Source organism: Paenibacillus sp. N22P23 (genome assembly GCF_059383735.1).
This window is the reverse complement of record NZ_JBXENT010000001.1, coordinates 1956467-1983198: the sequence shown is the minus strand read 5'-3', so window position 1 is coordinate 1983198 and position 26732 is coordinate 1956467. Positions and strand designations below refer to the sequence as shown.

General features: G+C 48.9%; 32 protein-coding genes. 29 read left to right on the top strand and 3 right to left on the bottom strand.

Going from position 1 to position 26732, the window contains the following annotated elements:
• The first annotated feature begins 13 nt into the window (after positions 1 to 13).
• On the top strand, positions 14 to 574 hold the full coding sequence (locus tag AC506A_RS09290) for a TlpA family protein disulfide reductase (protein WP_495460649.1): 561 nt from the start codon (positions 14 to 16) through the stop codon (positions 572 to 574).
• A gap of 67 nt (positions 575 to 641) precedes the next feature.
• Here the strand turns inward: AC506A_RS09290 and cimA are convergent, their stop codons facing one another.
• Entirely contained in the window at positions 642 to 2258 is a 1617-nt protein-coding gene (gene cimA / locus AC506A_RS09285) for a citramalate synthase (protein ID WP_495461007.1), read from the bottom strand.
• Between the two features lie 183 nt (positions 2259 to 2441).
• Between cimA and AC506A_RS09280 the strand changes: the two genes are divergently transcribed.
• The 6 genes from AC506A_RS09280 to AC506A_RS09255 all read left to right on the top strand — a co-directional run bounded on the left by AC506A_RS09280 (position 2442) and on the right by AC506A_RS09255 (position 11124).
• A complete protein-coding gene (locus tag AC506A_RS09280; RefSeq protein WP_495460648.1) occupies positions 2442 to 3725 on the top strand; it encodes a DNA polymerase IV in 1284 nt (427 codons plus the stop codon).
• A gap of 66 nt (positions 3726 to 3791) precedes the next feature.
• On the top strand, positions 3792 to 4028 hold the full coding sequence (locus tag AC506A_RS09275) for a ferredoxin (RefSeq protein ID WP_091214960.1): 237 nt from the start codon (positions 3792 to 3794) through the stop codon (positions 4026 to 4028).
• A 169-nt stretch (positions 4029 to 4197) separates the two neighbouring features.
• Entirely contained in the window at positions 4198 to 6123 is a 1926-nt protein-coding gene (locus AC506A_RS09270) for a CHASE2 domain-containing protein (protein WP_495460647.1), read from the top strand.
• A complete protein-coding gene (locus AC506A_RS09265; protein ID WP_495460646.1) occupies positions 6120 to 8009 on the top strand; it encodes a FecR family protein in 1890 nt (629 codons plus the stop codon). The genes AC506A_RS09270 and AC506A_RS09265 overlap by 4 nt, the downstream gene beginning before the upstream one ends.
• 15 nt (positions 8010 to 8024) lie before the next feature.
• Entirely contained in the window at positions 8025 to 9614 is a 1590-nt protein-coding gene (locus tag AC506A_RS09260; RefSeq protein WP_495460645.1) for a stalk domain-containing protein, read from the top strand.
• 103 nt (positions 9615 to 9717) lie between these two features.
• Positions 9718 to 11124: a L,D-transpeptidase gene (locus AC506A_RS09255; protein ID WP_495460644.1), complete on the top strand. Its 1407-nt coding sequence runs from the start codon at positions 9718 to 9720 to the stop codon at positions 11122 to 11124.
• Between the two features lie 9 nt (positions 11125 to 11133).
• On the opposite strand, the gene AC506A_RS09250 is transcribed toward AC506A_RS09255, so the two are convergent.
• Positions 11134 to 11493 carry a hypothetical protein gene (locus AC506A_RS09250; protein ID WP_495460643.1) on the bottom strand — a complete coding sequence of 120 codons (360 nt, stop codon included), beginning with the start codon at positions 11491 to 11493 and terminating at the stop codon, positions 11134 to 11136.
• Here AC506A_RS09250 and AC506A_RS09245 point away from each other — a divergent pair.
• The 8 genes from AC506A_RS09245 to AC506A_RS09210 all read left to right on the top strand — a co-directional run bounded on the left by AC506A_RS09245 (position 11471) and on the right by AC506A_RS09210 (position 18242).
• On the top strand, positions 11471 to 12571 hold the full coding sequence (locus tag AC506A_RS09245) for a quinone-dependent dihydroorotate dehydrogenase (protein WP_495460642.1): 1101 nt from the start codon (positions 11471 to 11473) through the stop codon (positions 12569 to 12571). The genes AC506A_RS09250 and AC506A_RS09245 overlap by 23 nt on opposite strands.
• Positions 12572 to 12586: 15 nt before the next feature.
• Positions 12587 to 13390 (top strand): GTP diphosphokinase, encoded by an 804-nt coding sequence (yjbM, locus tag AC506A_RS09240; RefSeq protein ID WP_495460641.1) that lies wholly within the window; start codon positions 12587 to 12589, stop codon positions 13388 to 13390.
• Complete coding sequence (locus AC506A_RS09235) at positions 13391 to 13849, top strand: DUF309 domain-containing protein (RefSeq protein WP_495460640.1); 459 nt, start codon at positions 13391 to 13393, stop codon at positions 13847 to 13849.
• Positions 13850 to 13852: 3 nt separating this feature from the next.
• Entirely contained in the window at positions 13853 to 14887 is a 1035-nt protein-coding gene (locus AC506A_RS09230; protein ID WP_495460639.1) for an ABC transporter ATP-binding protein, read from the top strand.
• Positions 14884 to 15702, top strand: a complete 819-nt coding sequence (locus tag AC506A_RS09225) for an ABC transporter permease (protein ID WP_495460638.1) — start codon at positions 14884 to 14886, stop codon at positions 15700 to 15702. Before AC506A_RS09230 ends, AC506A_RS09225 begins: the two co-directional genes overlap by 4 nt.
• Before the next feature lie 7 nt (positions 15703 to 15709).
• The gene (locus AC506A_RS09220) at positions 15710 to 16498 is read left to right on the top strand and encodes an ABC transporter permease (RefSeq protein ID WP_495460637.1); all 789 of its coding nucleotides are present in this window, start codon (positions 15710 to 15712) and stop codon (positions 16496 to 16498) included.
• Positions 16499 to 16647: 149 nt separating this feature from the next.
• Positions 16648 to 17412, top strand: coding sequence for a pseudouridine synthase (locus AC506A_RS09215; RefSeq protein WP_495460636.1), 765 nt, complete (start codon positions 16648 to 16650; stop codon positions 17410 to 17412).
• Between the two features lie 26 nt (positions 17413 to 17438).
• A complete protein-coding gene (locus AC506A_RS09210) occupies positions 17439 to 18242 on the top strand; it encodes a Cof-type HAD-IIB family hydrolase (protein WP_495460635.1) in 804 nt (267 codons plus the stop codon).
• A gap of 74 nt (positions 18243 to 18316) precedes the next feature.
• On the opposite strand, the gene AC506A_RS09205 is transcribed toward AC506A_RS09210, so the two are convergent.
• Positions 18317 to 18409 (bottom strand): sporulation protein YjcZ, encoded by a 93-nt coding sequence (locus AC506A_RS09205; protein ID WP_090977881.1) that lies wholly within the window; start codon positions 18407 to 18409, stop codon positions 18317 to 18319.
• A 312-nt stretch (positions 18410 to 18721) separates the two neighbouring features.
• Here AC506A_RS09205 and AC506A_RS09200 point away from each other — a divergent pair, with 312 nt between their 5' ends.
• The 14 genes from AC506A_RS09200 (at position 18722) to AC506A_RS09135 (ending at position 26731) form a co-directional block, all read left to right on the top strand.
• On the top strand, positions 18722 to 19246 hold the full coding sequence (locus tag AC506A_RS09200) for a GNAT family N-acetyltransferase (protein ID WP_495460634.1): 525 nt from the start codon (positions 18722 to 18724) through the stop codon (positions 19244 to 19246).
• 45 nt (positions 19247 to 19291) lie between these two features.
• Positions 19292 to 19753 carry an SRPBCC family protein gene (locus AC506A_RS09195; RefSeq protein WP_495460633.1) on the top strand — a complete coding sequence of 154 codons (462 nt, stop codon included), beginning with the start codon at positions 19292 to 19294 and terminating at the stop codon, positions 19751 to 19753.
• A gap of 5 nt (positions 19754 to 19758) precedes the next feature.
• Positions 19759 to 20313 carry a GNAT family N-acetyltransferase gene (locus tag AC506A_RS09190; protein ID WP_495460632.1) on the top strand — a complete coding sequence of 185 codons (555 nt, stop codon included), beginning with the start codon at positions 19759 to 19761 and terminating at the stop codon, positions 20311 to 20313.
• A 12-nt stretch (positions 20314 to 20325) separates the two neighbouring features.
• On the top strand, positions 20326 to 21057 hold the full coding sequence (locus tag AC506A_RS09185; protein WP_495460631.1) for an alpha/beta fold hydrolase: 732 nt from the start codon (positions 20326 to 20328) through the stop codon (positions 21055 to 21057).
• A 6-nt stretch (positions 21058 to 21063) separates the two neighbouring features.
• Positions 21064 to 21480: a GNAT family N-acetyltransferase gene (locus tag AC506A_RS09180; RefSeq protein WP_495460630.1), complete on the top strand. Its 417-nt coding sequence runs from the start codon at positions 21064 to 21066 to the stop codon at positions 21478 to 21480.
• Between the two features lie 22 nt (positions 21481 to 21502).
• Positions 21503 to 22066 carry a pyridoxamine 5'-phosphate oxidase family protein gene (locus tag AC506A_RS09175; RefSeq protein ID WP_495460629.1) on the top strand — a complete coding sequence of 188 codons (564 nt, stop codon included), beginning with the start codon at positions 21503 to 21505 and terminating at the stop codon, positions 22064 to 22066.
• On the top strand, positions 22056 to 22616 hold the full coding sequence (locus AC506A_RS09170) for a nucleotidyltransferase family protein (protein ID WP_495460628.1): 561 nt from the start codon (positions 22056 to 22058) through the stop codon (positions 22614 to 22616). Before AC506A_RS09175 ends, AC506A_RS09170 begins: the two co-directional genes overlap by 11 nt.
• A gap of 101 nt (positions 22617 to 22717) precedes the next feature.
• Complete coding sequence (locus AC506A_RS09165; protein WP_495460627.1) at positions 22718 to 23329, top strand: LysE family translocator; 612 nt, start codon at positions 22718 to 22720, stop codon at positions 23327 to 23329.
• Positions 23330 to 23380: 51 nt separating this feature from the next.
• A complete protein-coding gene (locus tag AC506A_RS09160; RefSeq protein ID WP_495460626.1) occupies positions 23381 to 23953 on the top strand; it encodes a GNAT family N-acetyltransferase in 573 nt (190 codons plus the stop codon).
• A gap of 129 nt (positions 23954 to 24082) precedes the next feature.
• Positions 24083 to 24544 carry a GNAT family N-acetyltransferase gene (locus tag AC506A_RS09155; RefSeq protein ID WP_495460625.1) on the top strand — a complete coding sequence of 154 codons (462 nt, stop codon included), beginning with the start codon at positions 24083 to 24085 and terminating at the stop codon, positions 24542 to 24544.
• A 40-nt stretch (positions 24545 to 24584) separates the two neighbouring features.
• Complete coding sequence (locus AC506A_RS09150) at positions 24585 to 25064, top strand: TcaA NTF2-like domain-containing protein (protein ID WP_495460624.1); 480 nt, start codon at positions 24585 to 24587, stop codon at positions 25062 to 25064.
• A gap of 100 nt (positions 25065 to 25164) precedes the next feature.
• Positions 25165 to 25662, top strand: coding sequence for a GNAT family N-acetyltransferase (locus AC506A_RS09145; RefSeq protein WP_495460623.1), 498 nt, complete (start codon positions 25165 to 25167; stop codon positions 25660 to 25662).
• Between the two features lie 39 nt (positions 25663 to 25701).
• Positions 25702 to 26298, top strand: coding sequence for a hypothetical protein (locus tag AC506A_RS09140; RefSeq protein ID WP_495460622.1), 597 nt, complete (start codon positions 25702 to 25704; stop codon positions 26296 to 26298).
• Positions 26288 to 26731 (top strand): VanZ family protein, encoded by a 444-nt coding sequence (locus AC506A_RS09135; protein ID WP_495460621.1) that lies wholly within the window; start codon positions 26288 to 26290, stop codon positions 26729 to 26731. The genes AC506A_RS09140 and AC506A_RS09135 overlap by 11 nt, the downstream gene beginning before the upstream one ends.
• Position 26732: the final 1 nt, after the last annotated feature.

Here is a 26732-nt window from a genome sequence, read left to right as displayed (position 1 = left end):
AGAAGGCGCAGGGATGAAACGTTCTATCATACTGATCGTCATCGTGCTGGTCCTGGCCGGTGCCGCAGTCTACCAAAATAGAGGGAAACATAATGAAGCGCTTGCTGCTTCCAGTGACATGCTGCCCAAACCGGGCTATACGGCTCCAACACTAGAGCTTCCAAACTTAACGGATCAAGCAACAGCCATCGGCGGCAAACGCGAGAAGCTGCTTATGGTGAATTTCTGGGCTTCGTGGTGCTGGCCGTGCGAGATGGAGGCGCCTGATATGCAGGCACTTTCGGAGAAGTATGGCGATAAGCTGGAGCTCTACGGAATCAATGCAACAAGCTTAGATAAAGAGCGCCAGGCAAGAGAATTTGTTACGGAGCAGAAGCTTAAATTTCCAATTCTGATGGATCGGGATGGCAAAGCGACAGATTTGTACAAAGTGAACACGTTTCCTACAACACTCTTGATTGACAGCAATGGGATTGTAAGAGAACGGATAGGCGGGGTCATTTCCAAGAGCAAATGGGAAGCGATCATCGATAAATGGATTGATGTTCAAGAGGAGCAGCATACAGGCACATAACCACAAACGTTGCGTAAAATAAAGAACGCCGTATCAGCCAATTATGGCGGATACGGCGTTCTGCCGTTTAGTGGTTTACCAATCCGAACTGTTCACGGGGTTCGTCCATTGCATTATCAATCTTGGACATATTGAGCAGCGCGTAACGAATGCTGTCAACCAGCGCTTCCCAACTTGCTTCAATAACGTTGTTCGATACGCCGACGGTGTTCCATGTGTTCTTGAAGTCTGTGGATTCCATTAACACGCGGACTTTAGCTGCCGTTGCATCCTTCTCATCGATGACCCGAACTTTATAGTCGGAGAGGTGGAAGTCGTTAATGCTTGGGTAGAACTGCTCCAATGATTTGCGAAGCGCATTGTTCAGAGCATTAACCGGACCATTGCCCTCAGCCGCCATATATACGGTTTGGCCGTCAACTTTCACTTTTACGATCGCTTCGGCATTCATTCCGTTGCCGTTTGTTTTCTCCACGATCATTTTAAGTGATTCCAGCTTGAAAATCTCTTTCATTTCGCCGAAAGCATCACGCAGCAGCAGCTCTAGGGATGCATCAGCACCTTCGAATTGGTAACCTTGATGCTCAAGGTCCTTGATGCGCTCCATAATTTCTTTGGTCTTGTCGTTGTTCGCGTTAATATCAAGTCCGAGTTCTTGAGCCTTGGAGATGATATTGCTTTGACCGGCAAGCTCGGAGACGAGTACACGCTGCTTATTGCCGACCAACTCAGGACGGATATGCTCGTACGTTTTGGAGTCCTTCATAATCGCGGAAACGTGAATGCCGCCTTTATGTGCGAAAGCGGCGTTGCCGACATACGGCTGTGCAACAGGCATGTGGACATTGGCGATCTCGCTGATATAACGGGCTGTCTTCGTAAGGGATTGAAGCTGATCATCACTTATGCAGCGATAGTTCATTTTGATTTGAAGGTTCGGGATGATCGAGCATAGATTCGCGTTGCCGCAGCGTTCGCCATATCCGTTGATCGTACCTTGCACCTGACGGGCTCCGGCTTGTACAGCAGCTAACGTGTTTGCAACTGCAAGCTCGCAGTCGTTGTGCGTATGAATACCGATTGGTGCGTTGAGCTCCATGCGGATGCGTGTGACGATATCATGCACTTCGGATGGCAGAGTGCCGCCATTCGTGTCACAAAGCACGATCCAATCCGCGCCGGCATCTTGTGCTCTGCGCAGTACAGAAAGTGCGTATTCAGGGTTATGCTTGTACCCATCGAAGAAATGCTCCGCATCGAAAATCGCTTCAACGTCATTGCGTTTAAGGAAGGCAAAGGAATCGTAGATCATTGCCAAATTCTCTTCAAGCGTCGTCTGCAGAGCGGTATGTACATGGAAATCCCATGACTTGCCTACCAGCGTTGCAGCAGGTACACCGGACTCTACAATTCGCAGCAGGCTGCTATCTTGCTCTGCCAGTGAATTCTTGCGTCTTGTGCTGCCGAATGCAGTGATCTTAGCTCCCAGCTTCAAATGCTTGACACGTTGAAAGAACTCGATATCCTTGCTGTTGCTGCCTGGATTTCCGCCTTCAATATAATGAACGCCAAGTAAATCAAGCTTCTGGGCAATTTTTATTTTGTCGTCTGCGGAGAGGCTAATTCCTTCGCCTTGCGTGCCATCTCTCAGCGTAGTATCGAAAATGGAGATTGTGTTTGCCATCATTTTCAAAAGCCCCCTTCACTACTAAATCCTATGCTTAGTCATAATTTTTTATTATAGCATTACTTGCGCGGTGCGTAAATGTTCGGTTGCGGTTGCCGAAAAGCCGCAAGTTGACTGGCCTTATCGGCAATTGTATGCTGAGGTTAGAAGCATCTTTTGCGGAATAGGAGGAAGTCACTAATGTCAACGGAACAGAAGCCAACTGCCAAGAACCGCATCATTTTGCATCTGGACATGAACGCATTCTATTGCTCCGTTCATGAAGCAGAAGAACCGCATCTATATAAAGGAAAGCCTACAGCGGTTGCCGGTAGTGTGGAGCTGCGCAAAGGCATTATCGTCACTTCCTCCTATGCAGCCCGCAAGCAAGGGGTGAAGACGGGGATGACTGTGCGCGAAGGCATGCGCCGCTGTCCGGATCTGATCCTTATTCGCCCGGACTTTGATCTCTACCGAACCTATTCGCGCGGGTTTATGTCGATTGCCAGGCAATACACGCCGTTAGTTGAAGCGATGTCCATCGATGAATGCTTTATGGATATTACAGGCTCCTCCGCATTCGGAGAGCCGCTGGATATCGCCCATGCGATTCAGGACCGAATCCAAACCGAGTGGAATCTCCCTTGCTCGATTGGCGTTGCTCCAAATAAGCTGCTGGCCAAGATGGCCTCAGACATGCAGAAGCCCAATGGGTTCACGGTGCTGCGAATCAGAGATGTACCTAAGCTGTTATGGGATAAACCATGCGACTCGCTGTTTGGAATTGGACGCAAGACGGCAGATAAGCTCACTAAGCTCAATATACGAACGATCGGGCAATTGGCGGAAGCGGATGAAGCGATGCTGACGAAACATTTTGGCGTACTCGGTTCATGGATGAAGTCGGCGTCGTACGGTTATGATCATTCACCCGTCAATGCGGCCAGAGAACGCAACAAATCCGTCGGTCATACAACGACATTGCCCAAAGATGTGAAAGATCGCACGGAAGTGCACCGTATTTTGCTGAATTTGGCTGATCAAACCGGACGCAGAATGCGTCATCAGAAGATGATGGCATCCACGATTCAGATCGTCATCCGCAAACCGGATATGACAACGGTAAGCAGATCGATAACACTTCCTGTGCCCACTGATTCTGCTGCAGATATTCATAAAGAAGCTTGTAAACTATTCGATAAACATTGGCCGCTAGGCGAGCCTGTTAGACTGCTAGGAATCACGCTGCAGAATCTCTCATTGCAGGATGAAACTGCCGTACAGCTAGACTTGTTTGAATATAAAGAACAGCCTCGTAAGGCTGCTTTAACGAAGGCTATGGATATGCTTCGCGATAAGTTTGGCGAGGATGCCGTGCTTACAGCAGGCATGCTTGGAGACGATCCTTCGGCATTAATTCGCAACAAACGAATTAGAGGGACATCCTTGCAAACTGACGAGCATATGTTATATAGTGATGAATGAGGGTTGTTCGCTAAAAAACCACACAATCGTAAGTTTCTTGGCTTACAATTAATAGGAGGGAATACGATGTCGAAGTTTACTTGGGTTGAAAAAGATACGTGCATTGCTTGCGGAGCATGCGGGGCAACGGCACCGGACATTTACGACTACGACGATGAAGGTCTAGCAGAGGTTATTTTCGGCAGCGACGGTAACCACGGCAACACAGAAATCCCATCGGATCTATATGATGATTTGCAAGACGCGGCAGACGGCTGCCCGACGGATTCCATCAAAATCGCAGACGCTCCTTTTAATAACTAATTCTGCTAAATATGAACGGAGAGAAATCCCATTTCTTGTTTCGACAAGAGGTGGGATTTTTCTTGTTGTTTCGACATGTTTATATTGCTATATCTTCTGAAAGTGAACTAGAATAGAAGGAAGATTACTAGGAAAAATTTACTGGTTTTTGCGGAACTAGGGGGAAAATATGCTCAGGCGAAAGTGGTTGATAACAACAGCCTCAGGGCTGCTGATCTGTTTGTTCTGGTCGTTTCTAAGCAGTTTGGGAACAGGCGGCACGCTGGGACAGGTAGAGTCGGTTCTACAGGATAACATCATGCAAAAGGCAGATGCGGATCGTGCTCCGAATGTGAATATCAAGCTCATCAAAATTGACCAAGCCTCACTCGACAATTTAGGACAATTCCCGTGGGACCGCGGACTCTATGCGCAGCTTATTTCGATGTTAGCGGAAGCGGGGGCTAAAGCGATAGCGCTAGACGTCGTGCTCGCAGAGCCGGGGAATGATCCGGAGAGCGATAAGCTGATGGCGGAGACGATGAAGAAATACGCCAATGTCATCTTACCGGTCGTTTTTAACTTCAAGGCGAGACAAGATGAAGCCGGGGAGCTGGAGACGGAATCGATTTCCTACCCTGCCGAGACGATCGGAGCCGGACCTGATCAATTGGGACATATCAATGTCCTGCAGGATAAGGACGGTACGGTCCGTAAGTTAACGATCGGATTGAACGATGATAAAGGCCATGTCCTCCCGGCATTCAGCGTTAAGCTTGCCAATTACTTGCTGGATCAAGAGCATCAGATTGTGTGGAATGAAGAGAAGAAAGACTGGTATCGCGGGGAGCAGCGGATTCCGGCAGACAGCCGTAATCAAATCGCGACGGAGTTCTACACAGAGCCTCGTGAGGAGATGAGCCTTGCAACCGGTTATGATTCACAGTCCTTCTTCGATGTATTGTCAGGAAACATCCCGGCTGATTACTACCAAGGCGATGTTGTACTGATCGGTCCATTCGCAGCCGGCTTGCAGGACGAGTATTTAACTCCGCTCAGCACGACGCTGAAGATGTACGGGGTTGAGATTCACGCGAACATGATTCAATCGCTTGTTGCCGGGAAGTTCTCAACGAAAGCAAGTCCTGTTGTGAATTACGCCTTGATTATTCTGCTGACGCTCCTGTCCACGCTTCTGTTTGAACGATTTACCGGGGGTAAGGCGTTTGCGGTATATGGGGCGCTCGCTGCTGTATTTATATTGGTCTGGATTGAGCTGTATCAGCTCAAATCATTATTTATTACGTTTACATATCCGTTCTTGGCATTAACGACTGTGTTCATATGGTCCGTCGTCAGCCATTATGTTGCGGAACGACGAGAGCGCAGCCGAGTCACGAATATTTTTGGCCGCTTCGTACCGCGGACGGTCGTGGATGAGATGCTCGCTTCCGGCGAGGAAGTAACAGTAGGCGGTCAACGCCGCGACATCAGCGTAGTATTCGTCGATATCCGGGGCTTCACACCGATGTCCGAGAAGCTGGAGCCGGAGCAGGTCATTCAAGTCCTCAATGAATACTTGGATATATGCACGAAGGCCGTGTTCAATTGGAATGGTACGCTCGATAAGTTCATCGGAGACGGTGTTATGGCCATCTTCGGCGCGCCGATCTCGCAGCCGAACCATCCTGAGCTTGCAGTACGAGCAGCGCTAGAAATGAAGCGTCAATCGGCGGAGCTCGAGGAGCGTTGTTTGCGAGAGATTGGCGTTCCCGTTCGATTCGGCGTTGGTGTGAACAGCGGCCCTGCCGTCGTCGGCAACATTGGTTCTCAGATGCTGAGGCTTGACTATACGGCGATCGGTGACACCGTCAATCTGGCGGCACGGCTCGAGTCTAACGCGAAGCCGGGGCAAATTCTGATCAGTGAAGAAACGCTTGCTCGGGTGAAAGGCAAATTCATTACGCAAGCCATTGGCGAAGTGAAGGTGAAAGGGAAAGAGAAGCCTGTCCTGGTTACGGAAGTGTTAGGCGAGGCGGATGAACATAGCGAGATGGATACAACGAATAAGGAAGCGATCATGATTGATCAGCTGAAAGGGAGAGTAGGAACATGATTAGCAAAAACTACCGCAGGCTGCTCACGATGTTATGCTTGCTGCTCGCGATCGGGCCAGCGTCACTTTTTGCAGGTGCCGGCAAGGCTTCAGCTCAAGTGATGCGTGTTGCAATCGTAGATTCGATGAAAGGTGCAGTTACGGTCCTGAAGTCTGGCGGAGCCAAGCCATTCGCGGCGTTTAATAAGATGAGCTTAAATGAAGGCGACCAAATTGCTACGAGTAAAGACGGAAGTGTGGTACTCCAACTAGCTAGTGATGACGCGGACAAGGATACCATTACAATTGGTCCAAGCTCTCAAGTTACGTTTACGAAACTGAAGGAATCAAGCGGCACCAAAACCAAAATGAGTGTGTGGGCGGGTTCGCTGTGGGTGAAAGTGAAATCTGTATCCAATGCGAATGATCAATTTGAAGTGGAAACACCAACTTCGATTATGGGTGTGCGCGGAACCCAGTTCTTCGTCGGCGTCAATCCTAGAACGGGTCTGACGAGTGTGTTCCTGGCAGCGGGTGTAATAGAAGCTATTACAGGCGGGATTCGTCTTGATACGGATGGTACGCCAGATCAAGATCGTAATGTAACGCTGTATCCAACGGAACAGCTGGATGAAGCCAACAATGCAAACGGACAGGGATTAACAACATCCATTTCGATTATGGATATTACGAATTTCATAAATAACGCTTCTCCCGCAATTATCAAAGCCATCCTTGAGGACGCAGCTAACATTCGCAAGGAACAAGAAGAAATGCTGAATAAAGCGAAAGACAGCATGGACGATCCGGCGAGTAAAGATAATTTCGGCGGCACGATTAAATCGGCGGAAGATTTACAAACAGCAGCTAATAATTTAACGAACCTGCTGTCGATAATGGCTCGCGAAGCAGTGGAAGCGAAGAAGATTGATATAGATCTGATCGATCAGATCAATAAGAATGCCAAAGAGAAGCTGCTGGACCTAGACACTGTGGCAGACTTGAAGCTTTCTGAAGCGGATAAATTGAAGCAGAAAGCAGCTGAAGAGCTGAAGGAGAAGCAGCAGAAGCTTGGAGATGCCAAAGAAAAGCTGCTTCAAGAACAAAAGGAAAAAATGGCTGAAGCCGTAAAGAAGGCAAAAGAACAGCAGGAGAAGATGGCAGAAGAGAATCGGAAGGCTTTGGACGAACTCACGAAGAAGCTGGAGCTGCTTTACTTCGAGAAGCTGTCTAAGGAAGAACAGGATAAGTTTAATGCAAAGCGCGATGAAATCGCGAAGCAGCCGATTAAAGAGAATGGCTCAAGCAGTAATAGCAACAGTGGTACAGCAACAAATGCGCTTGCCAGCTTAAAATTCAGTCAAACGGCTTACGCTGCTTCGCCTCTCATCATGACGAGTCAAACCGGAGCAGTGGATGTAGAAGTCGAATTTAGTGGGTTTAGCGATTCGCGTAAAATCAAAGGTTATCAAATTGAAATCGAGTACGATGCAGAGGCAGCCAGTTTCGATACGAGCCGCTTTGATGGCGAATCGACATCACTGGATTACCGTTCCGGTGGAGGCGGCTTCGTAGTAGAGCCTGAAGGACAGCATGTATCAGGCGCTAACAGCGTAGATGACTATCGGATCGTAGAAGGCGAAACGAAGAATACGCTAGTTTATACGGTAGCGAAGTTCTCAGGCGATTCTGTTCAAATCAGTAATGCCGCATCAGTTTTGAAGCTGCCTTTCCTAGTAAGAGCGATACTGCCTGTTAATGAAGAGATTGGCCCGGATACAATGGCAGCGCCGGTTCATTTCCGGATCAAATCCATTACTGCAGTGGATGCAGCCGGTGTTCCGGTGGCAACGCTTAAAGGACCTGAGCTTGTGCTTCAAGTTAAGCCCGCCCAAAATTTGACGTAAGGGGAAAAGCATCTCATGATCAATAAACAGAAAACTGCCGCGCTTACACTTGCAGCGGCAGTCCTGCTTGGTTCTTTCGGCGGCAGCGTTTATGCTGCTTCAAACACAGCCGCAGTTGATACCGTGCTTCGAAACAAGCCGCTTTATGAGGTATATACGGCAGCTGGCACCGGCGCTTATGAATTGACGGATGGCAAATCAGCCGCTGCTGCATTTCGAGAACCGACATCTCTGCTGTATGATTCCGGTGCAGATGCCTTTTTAGTTGCAGATTCCCGCAATCAGAATCTGCGAGTTGTGACACCTTCACAGACTGCGACAGCTGCAGGCGTTTATATCGGAGACGACGAGTTCAATTCACCACTTGGCAGCTTGATTGATGGTACCGCAGCGGAGTCCGCATTTAATCGCCCGTCAGGCCTGGCGGAAGATGCGAGTGGTGCCGTATATATTGCTGATGCTGAGAATAATGCGATCCGCAAGATTACGAATGAAGGTAAAGTGGTAACCCTCGCAGGAAATGGAATCATTGGCTCGGCAGACGGCAATGGTGAAGCAGCGCGCTTCTATCATCCACTGGATCTAGCCGTTACAGGCAATGGAGTCATTTATGTAGCCGATACACTCAATCATGTTATTCGTCAAATTAAAGATGGTAAAGTGACGACGCTGAACGCAGCTTCGACTCGCATTGTTGAATATTTCCCTGGCGTAGTTGAAGGAGCTGGCGATTATGCTGACGGACCGCTGAGCCAGGCTAAATTCAATGAACCTAGCGGCCTTGCTTTAGACGCGAAAGGCAATTTATACGTAAGTGATACAGGCAATAATCTTATTCGTTATATTGATTTCAAGACGCTGACGGTTACGACAGTTGCGGGTACTGCTGCTAAATACGAAGCCAAGGAACCGTATTCAGAGGGCGGTTATGCCGATGGAAATGCAGCCAGTGCAAAGTTCCAAGCACCGCGAGGTTTGACCGTTACGCCGGAAGGCGGAGTTCTAATCGCAGACTCGCTGAATCATGTGATCCGCTATTTGAATAAAGGTGCAGTAACCACGATTGCAGGTGTGCCCGGCGAAGAAGGCAGGACTAGCGGTATTGCGGGAAGCGCAACGCTAAATCGGCCGACCGATGTCGTGTGGATGGGACAAGGCGCATTTGCAATTGCCGATGCAGGAAGTAACACGATTAGAGTTGTGGTTCCGTATACGGTGCCCGAGCAATTGCAAGCGGATGGAAGCATCCATTTGCTGTATCATCAGAAGGTGCTGGACGCCGATGTGGCGCCGATCATTAAAGCCGGAACAACATTCGTGCCGCTTAGAGTGCTGACAGAGGAGCTTGGTTTCCGTGTGAAATATTCAGGTGGATCTGCTGTTCTGGATCTTAATGGTGTCAGCTATACGGTGAAGAGCGGTTCTGCGCAAATCGTGAAGAAGCTTTCTAGTGGCGCGTCCGAAACATTGGCGCTTCGCTCGGCAGCGTTCACATCTGACAGCAGATTGTTCCTGCCGGTCCGCTTCTTCGCGGAGGAGCTTGGACTTGATGTACAGTGGCTATCCGATGCTCGGTCCGTGTTGCTTCGTGATAAGAAGTTTTAAAGTGAATAAAATTTTCACAAAAAGAGCTGTGCGGTGCAAACCGTACGGCTCTTTTTGCCGATATAGTAGCTACAACAATTCAAAGGTCCGGAGGTTCAGTTTCATGATTGAGGAACAAAATGATAAATCCTATTTGAAGCGCTACGTACAGAACCATCCAACGAATCGAATGGCGTGGTATCTATTGGGCAAACAATATATGGAAGAAGGCAAGGAAGCGAAAGCGAATTACTGTTTTCTGCAGTCCGGCAGTGTGTATGAAGCCTATGAACGCAAGCAGCATGAGCTGGCTCATGATCCAAGCGTTATTATCGAACAGTGGAATAAGAAGCGAAGAGTTAGGAATTTGTTGACTCGCATCTCGATTGCTTCTTTAGTCTTTCTAGGGGTCTTATTGGCAGCCCCCTTCGGCTTGGCAAAGGATGAAGCGGAGCAAGAAGTCGACGTAGATTCAGCAAATGTTCAGACTCAAGCACCTGCGAAGAATGGGCTAAGGGTTGCCTTCATTAAACCTGCAGGAGAGAAGACATTGGGAAATGCACTGGGGGCGTTGCTAACTGGAGAGGGGCGACCTTCGCGGACAAGTTTAGCAGTCATGCTGCAGCGTGACGGGAATTGGCGCAAATGGACAGGGGACACACGTATATTGGTTGAGGCAAAACGGGAAGGGAAATCGGATGAGGCTTCAGTTCGTCTGCTCGACGGTCAAACCTGTGACTGTCAACCGGGAAATGCCTCCTCCGCATTCAAAGCCTATACCGAGTGGAGCCGCGAGCAAGAAATGCGCTGGACGCTGGCAAGTGCGATTACACATTATCACGAACGCACGAAGTCTTGGCCCTCAAGCATGGATGATCTGACGCGCTCTTATCCGAATAATACACTGTCAGGAACGTCATCTCAGATGAAGAAGTTGTTCCCGGCGCTGTTGCAGGCAGGGAAGGAACGTACAGCCGGGAAACCCGCAAGTGTAGGTTCGACTGTAGAGAAAGCCGGAAGCGAAGGCTCAAATTCCACTTCGGACTCGCAATCCACTTTCGCAAGTTCTTCTGAGACTAAGCTCTCCGATGAACCGCTATCCATTATCGTAGATAAAGACCGCCATCAGCTAGCTGTCGTCTCGGGAGATGTTATTGTCCGCAGTTATTCAGTCGGTCTTGGTGGAAAGAAGACACCATCAGGTGCATTCTTCATCAGCGAGAAAGTGAAAAACCCCAATGGGCGGGATGACAGCGAATTCGGCAGCCGAGGCATGACACTTTCAAATACCCTTTATGCGATTCATGGCACTGATGAACCGGAAAGTATTGGGAAGGATGAGTCTCACGGCTGTGTGCGGATGAACAAGAAGGATCTTGAAGAACTGTATGATATGGTGCCGCTCGGAACGAAAGTGGAAATAAAAAGCGATGTCCTCCCGAGCGCTGCGACTCCGGCTGCTGAGCGTTTCCGCTTGAAGCCGGTGCAGGACGAGACGAACACCGCTGTTGTTTATCGCTGGTTGAACTAATACGAGATGCTATTTATTATCAAGAATTAGCAGTACAGCCATCACGATGACGACAACACTGAAAATTGATCCAATCCAAACGAGCGCCTTCTTATTGATTTGTTCCTTGGGCTTGCTCTTCATAATTGGGGGTCTCTTCTTGGCTTGGCTCATGTGGATCAACCTTTCTTTTACTTTAAGTGGGTTTGTACCCTTATTGTAATCGTTTTCTTGGCCAGATACAACTACTCTACCGGTTGTAAATAAGGGGTTTGCACGCAGGAAAGCCGCGGCAGGCTCTTTCTTTTTCCCTTCTAACACGTTAAACTGTTCGGTAGAGCTAACACGAAGAACGGAGTGAGTTACGTTGTTGTATTCAAAATTGGCCAAGCCTTATTTCTTCCGAATGGACCCCGAGAAAGCCCATCATACGGTTATTGATGGCCTTCATACTGCAAGCCGTGTACCGGGAATACCGGCACTGATGCGAGCGATGTACGGTGTACCGGAAGCAAAGGAGCTTGAAGTCGATCTGTTTGGCCTACATTTTGCCCATCCGATTGGACTTGCCGCGGGATTGGATAAGAATGCTAAGGCTGTCGATATGTTTGCCAATATTGGCTTCGGATTTGCAGAGGTAGGAACAGTAACACCTAAAGGGCAGATAGGCAATGATCTCCCGCGATTGTTCCGTTTGCCTTCCGATGAAGCATTGATTAACCGAATGGGCTTCAATAATGAAGGCGCGGCTGCAATGGCGGCAAGACTGGCGCAGGATACGAACAGGCGTATACCGATCGCGGTCAACATAGGCAAAAACAAAACAACGCCGAATGAACTGGCCCACGAGGATTACCGTGCTTGCTTGCAAGCCTTATATACATATGGCGATTTCTTTGTCGTCAATATTAGTTCTCCGAACACGCCGGATTTACGGGCGCTGCAGCATGGTGATGAATTGAGACTTCTATTATCGACCGTAATGGAAGAAATGGTTGTTCAAGCGAAGAAGAACGGCGGTACACGCAAGGCGGTTCTGGTCAAAATCGCGCCGGATATGACGGACGAGCAGCTCGGCTATACAGTCGATACGATTAAGGCGAGCGGCGTAAACGGCATTATTGCAACAAATACGACAATTAGCCGTGATGGCCTGCAGCATTCGAATGCGAAGGAGACCGGCGGCCTGAGCGGGAAGCCCTTAAAGGACCGATCAACGGAAGTTATTCGCGAGGTATATCGACAAACCGGCGGCAACCTGCCTATTATTGGTTCAGGCGGCATCTTTACTGCTGCAGATGCATACGATAAAATTCGCGCAGGTGCAAGTCTTGTTGAAATCTATACGGCACTCATCTATCGAGGGCCGGAATTGCTGCGAGAACTTGCGACCGGGCTAAAGGAAAACTTGCGCAGAGATGGATTTAAGTCGATTATAGAAGCAGTAGGAGCAGATCATCGGTCTTAGACAGGAGGCGGCCGGATGGACGGTAGAGACTGGGGACTTTTTTTGCAGCCTTACGAGCAAGCGGTAGAAGAATTAAAGGTGAAGCTGAAGACGCTTCGCACAGAGCTAAAGAACAGGGAAGCTTATTCGCCGATCGAGTTTGTAACCGGCCGGGTCAAGCGGATTTCCAGCATATTGGAGAAGGCGAAGCGGTTGTCGGTGCCAATGGAGAATATCGATACCGGGATTGAAGATATAGCGGGCATCCGCATTATGTGCCAATTTGTCGATGATATTCATCGAGTAGCGTCATTTATTCGGTTACGCCAAGATTTGAAGCTTGTCTACGAGAAGGATTATATTACGAATTTCAAAGACAGCGGCTATCGAAGCTACCATATGATTGTTGAGTATCCGGTCCAAACGGCAATCGGACTCAAGCATGTATTGGCCGAGATTCAAATTCGTACGCTGGCTATGAATTTCTGGGCGACGATTGAACACTCGCTCAATTATAAATATAAAGAGAGCTTGCCGGACGAGGTACGCGATCGTCTGAAGAAAGCAGCCGAAGCGGCATCTGTGCTGGACACGGAAATGTCGAGCATTCACAAAGAAATTCTTAACGCACAGCGGGAATTTGAAGAGAAATCGAACATGGTATCGAGCGTGCTGAGCGATATTCAGGAACTGTATTTCTTCCACCGCGTTCGTGAAGCCGTTCAGTTCCAGCTGCGGTTTAACGAGCTATGGGAGCAAGAAGACGCCTATGGCATTCGAATGCTGTCTGATGAAATTCGCACAGCCATTAATAGGGCGAAGAAAGGCGGCACGAACTAAGTGGGGACGGATCATACGTATGATGAGCGGTTCGTTCACTTTGTAGTGTTGTTTAATGTAGACGAGGATTATTTTGAATGCCATGAAGTGATGGAGGAACTGTGGCTCGAGGAGGGCCGCAATGTCCTCTATCAAGGGCTTCTGCAGGCGGCAGTCGGTTTGCACCACTTCCGCAATGACAACTTCTCCGGCGCGGTAAAGCTGTTTACGCAGGCGGAGAAAAAGCTTGTCCATTATCCGGACGAGCTGATGGGACTGGACTTGAAGCAGCTTCGGGCTGACATCGCAACCAGTTTAGCGCCGCTTCGTGTATGGCTGGATCATGGGGGAGCGTCCTCTGGTGAGGCACCGCCTGCTTTTGCTCCATTCCGACTTGTTGTAAAGGATGATCAACTGCGCGAACTTGCGAAAGCGCTTGCGGAAATTCCGTTCGAAAATCGTCTTCATGGAGAGGATTAACTGATGATAGATGTTCAAGGGTTAACGAAGGTGTATCGCGTTCACGTCAGGCAGCCCGGTTTTGCCGCTTCCCTTCGAAGCTTGTGGCATCGGGAATACCGTGAGGTGCGTGCGGTAGACGGTATCGATTTTCACATTCCGGAGGGACAAATTGTTGGCTTTCTTGGGCCTAACGGTGCGGGTAAAACAACGACAATGAAGCTGCTGACAGGTCTTCTGCATCCGACATCGGGTCAGATCAAAGTAGGCGGCTTTATTCCGTTCCAGCAGCAAAATGCGTTCAAGAAGCGGGTGAGCCTCGTGATGGGACAGAAAAGTCAGCTGATCTGGGATATTCCGGCCTCAGAGACGTTTCTGATTCATAAAGAAGTCTACGATATTGCGCCGGCTGACTATCGCCAGCGGATCGATTATTTTACCGAAATGCTTGATCTCTCGGCGGTTATCGACAAGCCTGTACGGCAGCTGTCGCTTGGGGAGAGAATGAAATGCGAGCTGGTCGCAGCGCTGCTGCACCGGCCTGATCTTGTATTTCTAGACGAGCCGACCATTGGACTCGATGTGAATATGCAGGAAGCTATGCGCAGGTTCATCGCTTCGTATAACCGAGACTATAAAGCAACCATTCTACTGACAAGTCACTATATGGCAGATGTGTCTGCACTATGCGAGCGGGTACTTGTCATCAACCACGGCAAACTGCTTTATGATGGTGCGATCAGCAAGCTGATCGATCGATTCTCGCCCAATAAACGGATAACCTTGGTACTAGGTGATCCGGTTTCGGTAGAAACCGTACAAGCGGCAGTTCATAGCGGTGGTGGAAGGCTTGTTTCGTATGAGTATCCAGAGCTTGAAGTGGAGGCACCGCGTGAGGATGTGACCGGTTTATCAGCCAAGCTGCTCACTTCGCTGCCGGTTGTAGATTTAACGATAGAAGATCCTTCCCTTGAATCAGTTATCGGCATGGCCTATGCCAAAGCAGAAGACCCGCTGCAGCAAGAGCAGGTTCACCTGCCTACGGAGATCGGCGTATGATGCTTGCGGCAGGCGCATTCTGGCGTAAATATGCGGTCGTCTTTAAAGCGGATTGGGCGATCATGATGGCCTACCGAAGCGAGAGTCTAATCTGGATGTTTGGCGCGTTTGTGCAGCCTCTCGTCAGCTTGGCGGTGTGGACGTCACTCAGTGGCAGCGGCTCCATTGCCGGGTACCGAGCATCCGATTACGTGCTTTATTTCTGCGCGGTGTTGGTTGTGGACCGTCTCACGCGATCTTGGGATGTCTACGAGCTCGACAATGACATCCGGCAGGGAACCTTCTCCGGAAAGCTGCTTCGACCATTTCATCCGATTCATTGGAGTATTAACGGGAATCTGGTCTATAAAGTGTTCTTTGCAACACTGATGATTCCGTCATGGCTGTTACTTGCACTCTTCATTCCTTCGATGCGTACGACAGTGGGGATCGGAACGGTTGGTTTGGTACTGCTCGCCGTTGTGCTTTCGTCCTCATTACGGTTTCTGATTGGCTACATGTTCGGTTTGCTCGCGTTCTGGAGCAATCGGGCGACAGCTGTTTATGCCTTGTATGAAGGCATTCATCTGTTTCTATCTGGGAGAATTGCACCGCTGTCGATGTTTCCGGATTGGGTTTCCTATGCGGCCAAATATTTGCCTTTCTATGTTACCGTTGCGTTCCCAGTCGATCTGCTGACTGGTAGATTGCAAGGGGAGCCGCAGCAAATAATGATAGGCTTTATTCAGCAGATAGGCTGGCTGCTCGCATTGCTGCTCTTATTCCGTGTCATGTGGCGGCAAGGACTTAAACGATACGGCGCGTCGGGAGGATGATGGGGACATGAGGCGAGCATATCGACTGTTTCGAACGTTCTTCCACGCCTGTCTGGCAGAAGAATTTGAATATCGAGCTAACTTTGTAGCAAACTTAGGCTCCACTTTGTTCTCGCTTGCGATGTCGATTCTGACAGTCGTATTATTCTTCTATCGATCACCTTCACTTGGCGGCTGGTCATTCGATGAGGTGCTTGCGCTTCTTGGTGTATTCAACGCACTGCATGGCTTCGTGGAACTGTTTCTGCAGCCGAATATGTCACGTCTTGTCGGGCATATTCGGCAAGGGACGCTGGACTTCGTATTGCTAAAACCAGTGGACAGCCAGTTTTTCGTCAGCTTCCGGCACTTAGTGTTATGGCGCTTCGCCGACATTGGACTCGGACTTGCTTTGACCGGCTATGCGGTATGGCGTTTGACTGGACTGCCGAGCCTCGGCGGTGTGTTGATGTTTGGTTTGTTGTTTGTGGCGTCGCTCGTCATTATCTATGCGCTGTGGACAGGCATGATGGTCATGTCCTTCTGGGCGGTTAAGGTGGATAATTTGGCGTTCTTATTCGGTTCGTTATTCGAAACGTCACGTTATCCTGTCAGTGTCTATAAAGGTGCATTGCGACTCGCGCTCTTGTATGTCATGCCGATAGGCCTCGTGACGACAGTGCCGGCTGAAGCATTGATCGGGCGGTTCGATGCCTCACATGCAATCGGTGCACTGCTGCTGGCGATGCTGTTTCTAATGGCTGCTCGCTTGTTATGGAAACGGGCTTTGCGGGCGTATACGAGCGCTAGCAGCTAAGGTGTAAACATGAGGGTAGTCCCCGTTTGCGGCTCATTGCCGGCGGGGGCTGTTTTTGTTTTGTTCAGCAGCGATGTGTAGGTGTTGGTCAAGATAGCGGCTTTATTATACAATGGGTGAAGATAATGCATGCTGGAGGCGTAAAAGGAATGGCAAAACGAATGCGGCTGGATAAGCTGCTGGCAAATATGGGTTTTGGAACGCGCAGTGAAATTAGACGAGCTGTGAAGATGGGAAGAGTGACCGTGGATGGTGCGGTGGTCAAAGATTTCGGCTTGCAGCTCGATCCGGATGAGGCGGCGGTCCGATTCGACGATGAAGAGGTTATCTATCGCGAGACGATTTATGTCATGCTGCATAAACCGCAAGGTGTCGTATCGGCGACGGAGGATTCGCGCGACCGTACCGTGATCGACCTGCTCGATCCTGAGGATCGTGTGCTGCAGCCGTTTCCGGTTGGTCGGCTTGATAAGGATACAGAAGGACTGCTGCTGCTGACAAACGATGGGAAGCTGGCCCATGATCTGCTATCCCCGAAGAAGCATGTTCCGAAGCTTTATGAAGCGATCGTACACGGGGACGTGGATGCACGTGACCAAGAGGCGTTCGCAGCAGGCGTGACGCTGGACGATGGCTATGAGACGATGCCGGCTGAGCTCGTTATCGGGGAGAAAGAAACCAAAGAAGACGGCATATACAGCCGGATTACGCTAACCATTCACGAGGGAAAATTTCATCAAGTGAAGCGAATGTTCGAAGCGGTTGGCAAGAAGGTTGTCTATCTTCGCCGCAATGCGATGGGACCGCTGCAGCTCGATCCGGGACTGCCGCTTGGCTCTTATCGACCGCTTACGGAAGAGGAACTAACGCAGTTGCAATCTGTCCATAAGAAGGCGGATGTATCCGAAGACTGACAGAGACAAAGAGAGGCTGACTCAGGATGGGAACGACGATTAACTACGATATTATCGCATTGGATGTTGATGGAACGCTGTTAACGGACAATCATGAACTGACACCTGCCGTGAGAGAAGCGGTTAGAGAGGCTCACGCGCGAGGTGCAGAAATCGTCTTATGTACAGGCAGAGGGCCAGCTAATGCGTTGCCAGTGCTGGATGCACTCGGTTTATCGGGTACGATGATTACCCACAACGGTGCAGCGACAATCGATGCAGCGCAGCGTAAAGTGCTGCACCAATATAGCATTGACGCTTCTGAAGTAGCTAGGTTCCGTGATTATAGCGTGCAAGGCGGTCATCACTTTGACATTAATACCGCGTTTGACATGTTGGTCGAAGGAATAAGCCCGGAAGCGGCGGAGATGTACCGGAAGTATGAAGCCAGACCGGTTATGCGGGATCCGAAGGATCCGCTGCCGGATGGACTTGTGAAATTCACGTTGTTTGGCAGCATCGAAGATCTTGATCTGATAGAGGCGGAATGGAACGGCTGGGAGCATGGGCTTCAGCATATCCGCAGCGGCGACTATTTCATCGATGTACAGCACAAAGAAGCAAGCAAAGGAACGGCGCTGCGTAAGCTTGCCGAAGCGCGAGGCGTCGATCCAAGCCGGGTTATGGCGATCGGGAACTATTTCAACGATGTTGGCATGCTGATGTTTGCCGGGCTCGGCGTTGCTGTTGCGAATTCGCCGGATGGCGTGAAGGAAGCGGCGGATGTCGTTACTTTATCTAACGAAGAAGATGGCGTTGCAGCAGCACTGCAAACTTACGCGTTCGCCTAACATGAAAAACCGTCGAGGGGGATAAGTCCCTCGACGGTTTTTGCATATCAGATCGTGGCTATTTTCCTACAGGATTAGTACATAAACCCGCGGGATACGATGACCAGCAGTATGAAAAGTACCAGGATCACGCCAGCAGAAGTAAAGCCTCCGTGCATACCGGACATGCAATTTCCTCCCTTAAAGGTGATTTCCGGCGCCAGATGGTGCAACTTGTGGTTGGTTTTCTTGGCACTCGGTATACAGTATTGTATGAAAAATACGGTACAGCGATTGGACAGATGCCCTCGTTCTCTCACAATTGGGCATTTGCCTTTGGTTGAATGTCTTCGGTTTGAGACAGCAGTACCAGAGACATTTGAAGGGAATACAATGCCTATAGACGTTTGCGGAATGGTCAAGTATGCTAGGAAAATAGGTAATTAGTGGGAATGAAAGAACCGGGTTTAGCGATTAGGGATGAGGAGTGAAGAAACGATTTGAACACGATTCGTACGGAAACGCCGTTCGATCATGGAGCGGTGTGGCATGTGAATGTGGAAGCCTTCAGTAATCGGGAAGATGAAGCGAAGCTTGTGGAGCGAATTCGGCTGTCGGATTCTTTTGTGGAATCTTTATCTCTTGTTGCCGAATCTGAGCAAGGCATTATCGGCCATGCTTTATTCAGTAAAGCGAGCATTGTAGTCGGTGAGACGAACCATGAAGTCATTGTTCTGGCACCGATCGCGGTTCTGCCAGCGTTACAGAAGCAAGGTGTTGGTAAGAAGCTGATCGAAGAGGGATTAACGCGCAGCCGTCAGCTTGGATACCCCGGCGTGCTGCTCATTGGACATCCGGAATATTATCCTCGGTTCGGGTTTCGGCCTGCAAGTACTTTCGGACTTGTACTCAAGCAATTTGATGTGTCGGATGAAGTGTATATGGCAGTAGAATTGACCGATGGAGCACTGCATGATTTACAGGGTGGCGAATTGAGATTCCCTGCTGCTTTCTTCGGCGGCTAGCAGCAGAAGCAGCTGCCTTGCAATAATGAACGAGGTGACTTCGCAGTGGTAACTGTAGAGACGGAAGTACTGATTAACGCACCTATTGAGGTGTGTTTTGACTTAGCCAGAGATATTGATGTGCATACCCGTACTGTATGGAAGCACACAAAGGAGAAGGCAGTCGCCGGGGTAACGAGCGGTCCGATTGGACTGAACGAGACGGTCACCTTCGAAGCTACTCATTTCTTCGTGAGACAGCGGCTGACTTCGAAGATTACGGAATTTCGCGCTCCGTATTTCTTTGTGGACGAGACCCAGCGCGGAGCTTTCAAGTATTTGCGCCATGAGCATCTGTTAGAAACTGTAGATGGAAAGACACTCATGAAAGATAAATTAACCTTCGCCGCTCCGCTTGGCCCACTCGGCTGGGCTGTGGAACGACTCGTATTGAAACGATATATGCAGCGGTTCCTGGAGGATCGGAATGTACAGGTCAAGCGCATCGCAGAAGAGCGCAAGGAGTGAAAGGCATGATTCATTCGAAGTCATTCCCATTGCTTGAAACATCAAGACTTCTCCTGCGTCAATTAAGCGAAGAGGATGCCGGAACGCTGTACGATTATTTTCGTCTGGATGAGGTTACGGTCTATTATGATCTGGAGAGCTTTACGGATCGACATCAGGCAGAGGCGCTTATCGAAAGCTGGAACAACCGATTCAATTGTTCGGAAGGGATTCGATGGGCCGTAACATGGAAAGCGTCAGGCGCTGTCCTTGGTACCTGCGGCTATCATAATTGGGCAAAGGAGCATTATAAAGCCGAGATTGGCTATGAGCTTCATCCTGACTATTGGCGTCAAGGTATCATGACCGAAGCGTTGGAGGCCGTTCTGGCCTATGGCTTTAAGGAGGTGGGGCTGAACCGGGTTGAAGCATTTATCGATCCGGCCAACGACAGCTCTCGAAGACTGCTTATGAAAATCGGTATGCGCGAAGAAGGTCTGATGCGCGATTATTTCTATGAGAAGCACCGTTTCGTGGATGCGGTGTTGTTCGCGACTCTGAAGCGAGATCAGGCTGAGTAGGAGGCGAAGCGTGTGAGATTCATTTCCGGATTTGTTGATAACGATGGCGTGCGGATTCATTATTATGATTCAATCAACTATGCCGATCCAGATCGTGACCCTCTTCTCATTTGCCCAGGTTTATCGGAAACGGCGGAAGAATATGTAGATTTACTTGAATATCTGCTGCCAAGGCGAGGTGTTGTCCTCTCGTTCAGAGGCAGGGGGTATAGCGACACGCCGGAGAGCGGCTATCATTTGGATGAACATGTGAGTGATATTGAAGCCGTGATACGTACACTTGGAATACAGTCATTCCATTTGTTCGGACATTCGAGAGGCGTTTCGTATGCTCTCGGATATGCCAATCACAATGAACGGCCTATCCGCTCTCTTCTATTAGGTGACTACCCGCCGGAGCACCGTCAAATGCCAATCGGCTGGGCTGATGAATATATTGAAGATTATTTGATTCCGTTCCAGCGAACTTCGAACATACGAACAGAGGCTGTGTGGGGCATTCAGCGGGAATCCCAGCTTGTTGCTCTCGACACTCCATCTGCATTGCCGGCACTCATCTTGCGAGGAAAACTAGAAGGATCGCTAATTAACGATACGGATTTGCAACGGTACAGAGACAAGTTCCGATCGATCAAAGTCGAGGAATTTCATCGCTCGGGTCATGACCTTATGGGCACTGAGAAGGAAGGCTGTTACGAGGCAATACGTCGTTTCTTAGACGCTCTAGATCCAGGAAAGAGGTAGTTAAAGATGATTACGATCAGATTCGGTACCCTTGGTGATTTGGAGGCTGCTGAGAGCTGGGATCGCCATACGCCTAAGCCTGTTCTGGCATGGAAACTCGATCATGAGGATATTATTATTGCAGAACAGCCAAATGGAAGTGTCGGTTACATAAGGCTGGAGCATTTATGGTCGCAATTTCCGTATATCGGATTAATTAAAGTGAAAGAAGAGCTGCGCGGCAGCGGAATCGGCAAGCAAATGCTCCAGTTTGTTCAAGCCCACCTCAAGCAGCAGGGAGCAGCTAAGCTATACAGCTCCTCTCAGGCCGATGAATCCGCACCTCAAATGTGGCATCGCAAAATGGGCTTTACGGAATGCGGCATTCTAAGCGGCATCAATGATGGCGGCGTTGGCGAACTGTTTTTTGTGAAGGAGCTCTAACAATATTTATAGAGGTGATCATATGGGGACAGCTTATACATCCATTCTTCCGGAGCATGCCGAGTTCATTGCAAATCAGAAAATGTTCTTTGTCGGCACAGCGGCCGCCGAGGGACATGTGAATTTATCGCCTAAAGGCCATGATGCCTTTCGCATATTGTCGCCAAATCAAGTGGCCTACCTGGATTTAACCGGAAGCGGGAACGAGACGAGTGCCCATCTAACGGCAACCGGCCGAATCACGTTTATGTTCGTAGCCTTTGAAGGAAAACCGCTCATTCTGCGTCTGTATGGCACGGGACGTGTCGTTCTTCCAAGCTCCCCAGAGTGGGCGGAGACATCAGCGCCGTTCGAGTTGTATCCGGGCTATAGGCAAATTATCGTGGCTGACATTGATATTGTGAAAACGTCTTGCGGCTTCAGCATTCCATATTATTCGTATGAAGGTGAACGTGATTTACTTCTCAAATGGGCTGTCAACCAAGGAGAGGAAAAGCTTGTACAATATCGCGCGAACAAGAACAGTACTAGTATGGACGGCTATATGACTCCTATAGGGGTGGAACTCTCAGAAGATGAAAAGTGAAACTGTACTCGCAGAACAATTGAAGCTGATTTTGCGGGGTAACGAATCCTTCATGCAAGATATTCAGCTCGTTTCGAGCTTGCAGCTTCCCCAATGTTATATCGCAGCAGGTTACATTCGTAATCTGGTTTGGGATCATCTGCATGGCTATTCTTACCGGGCGACTCATGATGACATTGATGTTGTTTACTTCGACCCAGAACATCTTGATGAAGAGAAAGATCGCGAATTAGAGCGCCAATTGGTGAGCTGTACCGGTCATGCGAAATGGTCGGTCAAAAACCAAGCCAGAATGCATATTCGCAATGGCAGCGCACCTTATCTCTCAACAGAGGATGCACTTCTACGATGGCCGGAAACGGTCACTTCAATCGGAGCAAGGCTGAATGATGACGATCAATTGGAGCTGTGCTGTCCGCATGGTTTATCCGATTTATTCAAGATGCAGGTGAGGCAGAGTCCTTATTTTGAAGATCGAGCGTATTATTTGGAGCGTATTCGAAAGAAAGCTTGGCGCACGTTGTGGCCGAAGCTAGTCGTTGTGGAATGAGGCAATTTGGAAGCAGATGCTCAGCGGTATGATTTTCGGTTACAATAAGAATAGCTTTACTTATCTACATCTAGAGAAAGAAAATATAGGGGTCATACCAAATGAGCATGGTAGTAAAGGGAATTATTATTGGATTATCTATAGCGGCACCGGTTGGACCGATCGGCATTTTGTGTATGAAGAGAACGATTAATCAAGGACGTCTATGTGGTGCGGTAGCAGGTTTAGGTGCAGCGACCGCCGATGGCATTTATGGGCTGATCGCTGCTTTCGGATTCGATATGATAACAAGCGGGTTAATAGCACAGCAGATGTGGATTCGATTGATCGGCGGGTTATTCCTCTGTTATTTGGGCTTCCAATCGTTCCGCTCCAGTAAGGCGGATGCCAATGTGGAACCGCAAATGAGCCGCAATGCTGCGGCGGCTTACATCACGACTTTCTTACTTACCATTACGAATCCAATGACGATATTATCGTTTCTTGGTATTTTTGCCGGGCTCAATATCATGCAGTCTTCAACTGCGGATTCAGTAACACTTGTCCTCGGCGTGTTTGCAGGCTCTATGCTTTGGTGGTTGTTCTTATGTGTTGTCATCGGTGCTATTAGACAAACACTGAATGCAAGGGCCATGCTAGTAATCAATCAAATCTCGGCATCCGTATTACTGGCTTTCGGGGTATATTCGCTCTATCAGGTTTTTTCTTCATGACTCAGAAGCTGACTTACAAGCGATCAATGCATCTAGAAGGATGATGGACCTATGAACAACTTACATGTAACACTGCGGACGAAACGGCTTACGCTGCGGATCATTGACGAGTCCGACACTTCGAAGGTCTATGATTTTGTCATGCGCAATAAAAATGCACTGATCCTGTGGGAACCGGGCAGAACCAGCGAATATTACACGCCGGAGTTTCAGAAACAGCTTATCAAAAGTGATATGCAAAGCATGCAAAGCGGACAGAGCGTGAAGTTCTGGCTATGTAAAAATGATCATCTGAAAGGGGAACTCATTGGGACCGTCACGCTGAATAATATCGTCAGAGGGGCCTTTCAATCCTGTCACCTGGGGTATCGGATGGACATAGCAGAGCGCGGCAAAGGGTACATGAAAGAAGCGCTGGCGCAAACGATTTCGTACGCATGGGAAGAATTGAATTTACACCGTATCGAGGCGAATATTATGCCGCGAAATACCGCTTCTCTCCACGTAGTAGAGCGGCTTGGTTTCCAGCATGAAGGGCTGGCGCGGGATTACCTCCGAATAAACGGCAAATGGGAGGACCATATTCATATGGTGCTGCTGAATCCTTCATGGGAAGATCGATAACATTCGAGGGTGAGGGTGAGAATGCATCTTAAGGGCATTCCAGTTGATGCAGGTTTCATGGTAAAATAGATAGCGTGTCTTATTCGGAAAAACAAGAAAAGCGAAGGTAACGAAGAAATGCTATCTCTGATGAAATCAACGCATGAACATATAGCAAGTGAGCTGGCGGTTTTGAACTCGAATCCGTATTTCAATGCCATTTCCAAAGATAAAGAACAGCTGACAGATGAAGATATTGCTGCAGATTTGAAGGATGCAGAACAAGTCGGAGCTGAACGATATATTATTCGTGAGCAAGGAACCGTTATTGGCATTCTCGAGTTTCTGATGAACAACCCCAATGATTCTTGCCCATGGATCGGACTGCTTGTCATTCATGGGGCTTACCAAGGCCGTGGTTACGGGAATGCTGCACTGGATTTATTCGATTCCATTATGCGTGAACGCGGTGTAACCTCCCACCGGCTCGGCGTACTGGCTTCGAATGCGGCAGCACATGCTTTCTGGCAGCGTAATGGCTGTGTGCAAGTAAAGCCTGCCGTGCTGCCTGATGGCAAAGATATCATGATTTACGAACGAACCGTCCGCTGAATGGATGAGAAAGAAATTAAAAGACGGGAGCATACATGCGATGTACAGAATGGCGACGCTTTGCTTGCTGCTAAGCTTTCTTCTGCTGCTTAGTGCCTGTACAGCCAAAGACGACCCTGATGATAATCAAGGCCCGGTAACCGGGGAACAAATCGACTATCAAGAGACAGGCGCCAATCGCGTCATGAACGCTTATGAGGAATCGATGGTCGAGGCCATCAACAAGAAACGGTTCTCCTTGGTAGAAGGATTGCTGGACCCGGCCGGTCCCCTCTATAAGCAGCAAGAAAGCCTGGTAAGACGTCTAAGCGATAAGAATATCAAAGAAAAGCTCATTCGCTATCAAATTAAGAATATCCAGAAAATCAACGGTGAATATAAGTTTTATATTATCGAGAAAATAGGCATCTATTATGCGGATGGCCGCTCCTCGATTAATGAGTATAATTGGATCTATACGGTCACGGAGAACACGAGCAATAAGTCTTTCAAGGTTTACAGTATTGAGCGATGGGAATAGTACGCGAAAGAACATAGGCGGGCAGGTGACGGCTCCATCCGAGCTGTCTGCCTGCCTTCCTTGCAACTAAATAAGAATCGAATCACGAGGTGCAACTATCATGAGAGAACTAGCGTTTGAGAACTATACAGCCCAATATTTAGAAGAAGTACGCCAAACATACAACCATTTCGTGGAAAATACGACGGTTTCGTTTGATATGCTGCCCTATTCATCGGAACAGATGAAGCAGTTGATCGAGCCTACGGCTGATATATATCGTTCCTATATCGTAAAGCTGGATGGACAATACGCGGGTTATGCGCTGCTCACGCAGCATAAGAAGCGCCCGGCGTTTAACGTAACGGCGGATGTAACCATCTATCTTGAACCGGCGTTTACCGGTAAGGGGATTGGTGGTGAAACAATGGCGTTTATCGAAGGCGTTGCGAGGGAATTGAATTTCCATTCCTTGGTAGCGTTAATCTGCACCGAGAACGACAGCAGTATATCATTGTTTAAGAAGTTAGGCTACGAACAAGTCGCGTGCTATAAAGAAATTGCTTACAAATTCGACCGCTGGCTCGACTTGGCGTCTTTTCAGAAGATATTGAGATAACTCATTACTTGAAAATGACTTGTATAGGCGGGATGCTGTATGATGCATGGCAATCGAAAAAGCATCGCAGGTATGGTGGTGATCACAGCCGCAGTAATTCTAGCAATTGCCGGCTGCAGCGACAAGTCGGAACAGCTGGAGCAGCAGGTGGTTTCACAGCAGAAGCAGCTAACGGAATTGCAGGAATCAAACAGCAAGCTCGCCATCCGGCTGAAAGAGTCAGAAGATAAAGTTGCAGCGTTAAGGGCGGAGAAGGAGCAGCTTACTGCACAAACCGAACAGCTTACCAAGGAAGGTGAGCAAGCGGCGCGTATTGATAAGGAAATTCCCGCTGATGTCGTGGCGTTTCTATTTCAGTATTTACATACGGTACAATTAAAGCCAGACGCGTCAGCCAAAGTATGGGGCGACTATTTTGTCGATCGTGAGAGAACTAAATGGTTTATCGATGCCATTCTTTCACGACCGGAACTCTCGTATACCAAGCTGATGTATCAAGGAGAGACGATCTATAAGAAACCGGGCATATCGAATCGAATCATGGGCATCCATGCATTCAAGGCGGATGAAGAGGTAGATGCCTATTCCCTTTCGAATGTGAATAATACCGGTTGGAAAATTGTCGATGTCGATTAATAGGACGGATTTTATGGTGAAGAAGTTGGTTGGACTTATTACTATACTCTATTTATTGCTGCTCCTCTATTGGATGTTTATCGGATTTGGCCGCTCGGGAACGCAGTGGTCCGGCTATCGATACAATCTTGTTCCAATGCGTACGATTCGACTGTATTTCGATCACGCAGACAGTTTTACGCCTACCCATTGGCTGGTTAATATCGTAGGCAACGTGGCGGTGTTTGTCCCGTTCGGACTTTCAATTCCGTATTTATACCGCGTTCGGATCGTACGTTTAACACTGCTGAGCATCGCAGTCTTATTCATTCTTGAGCTGCTGCAGCTGCTGCTTCATCGTGGCAGCTTCGATATCGACGATATTCTGTTAAATACGGTTGGAGTGCTTGCCGGAGCGGGACTCTACAGCGTCATTCGAAGGCAGGTGAGCTAGC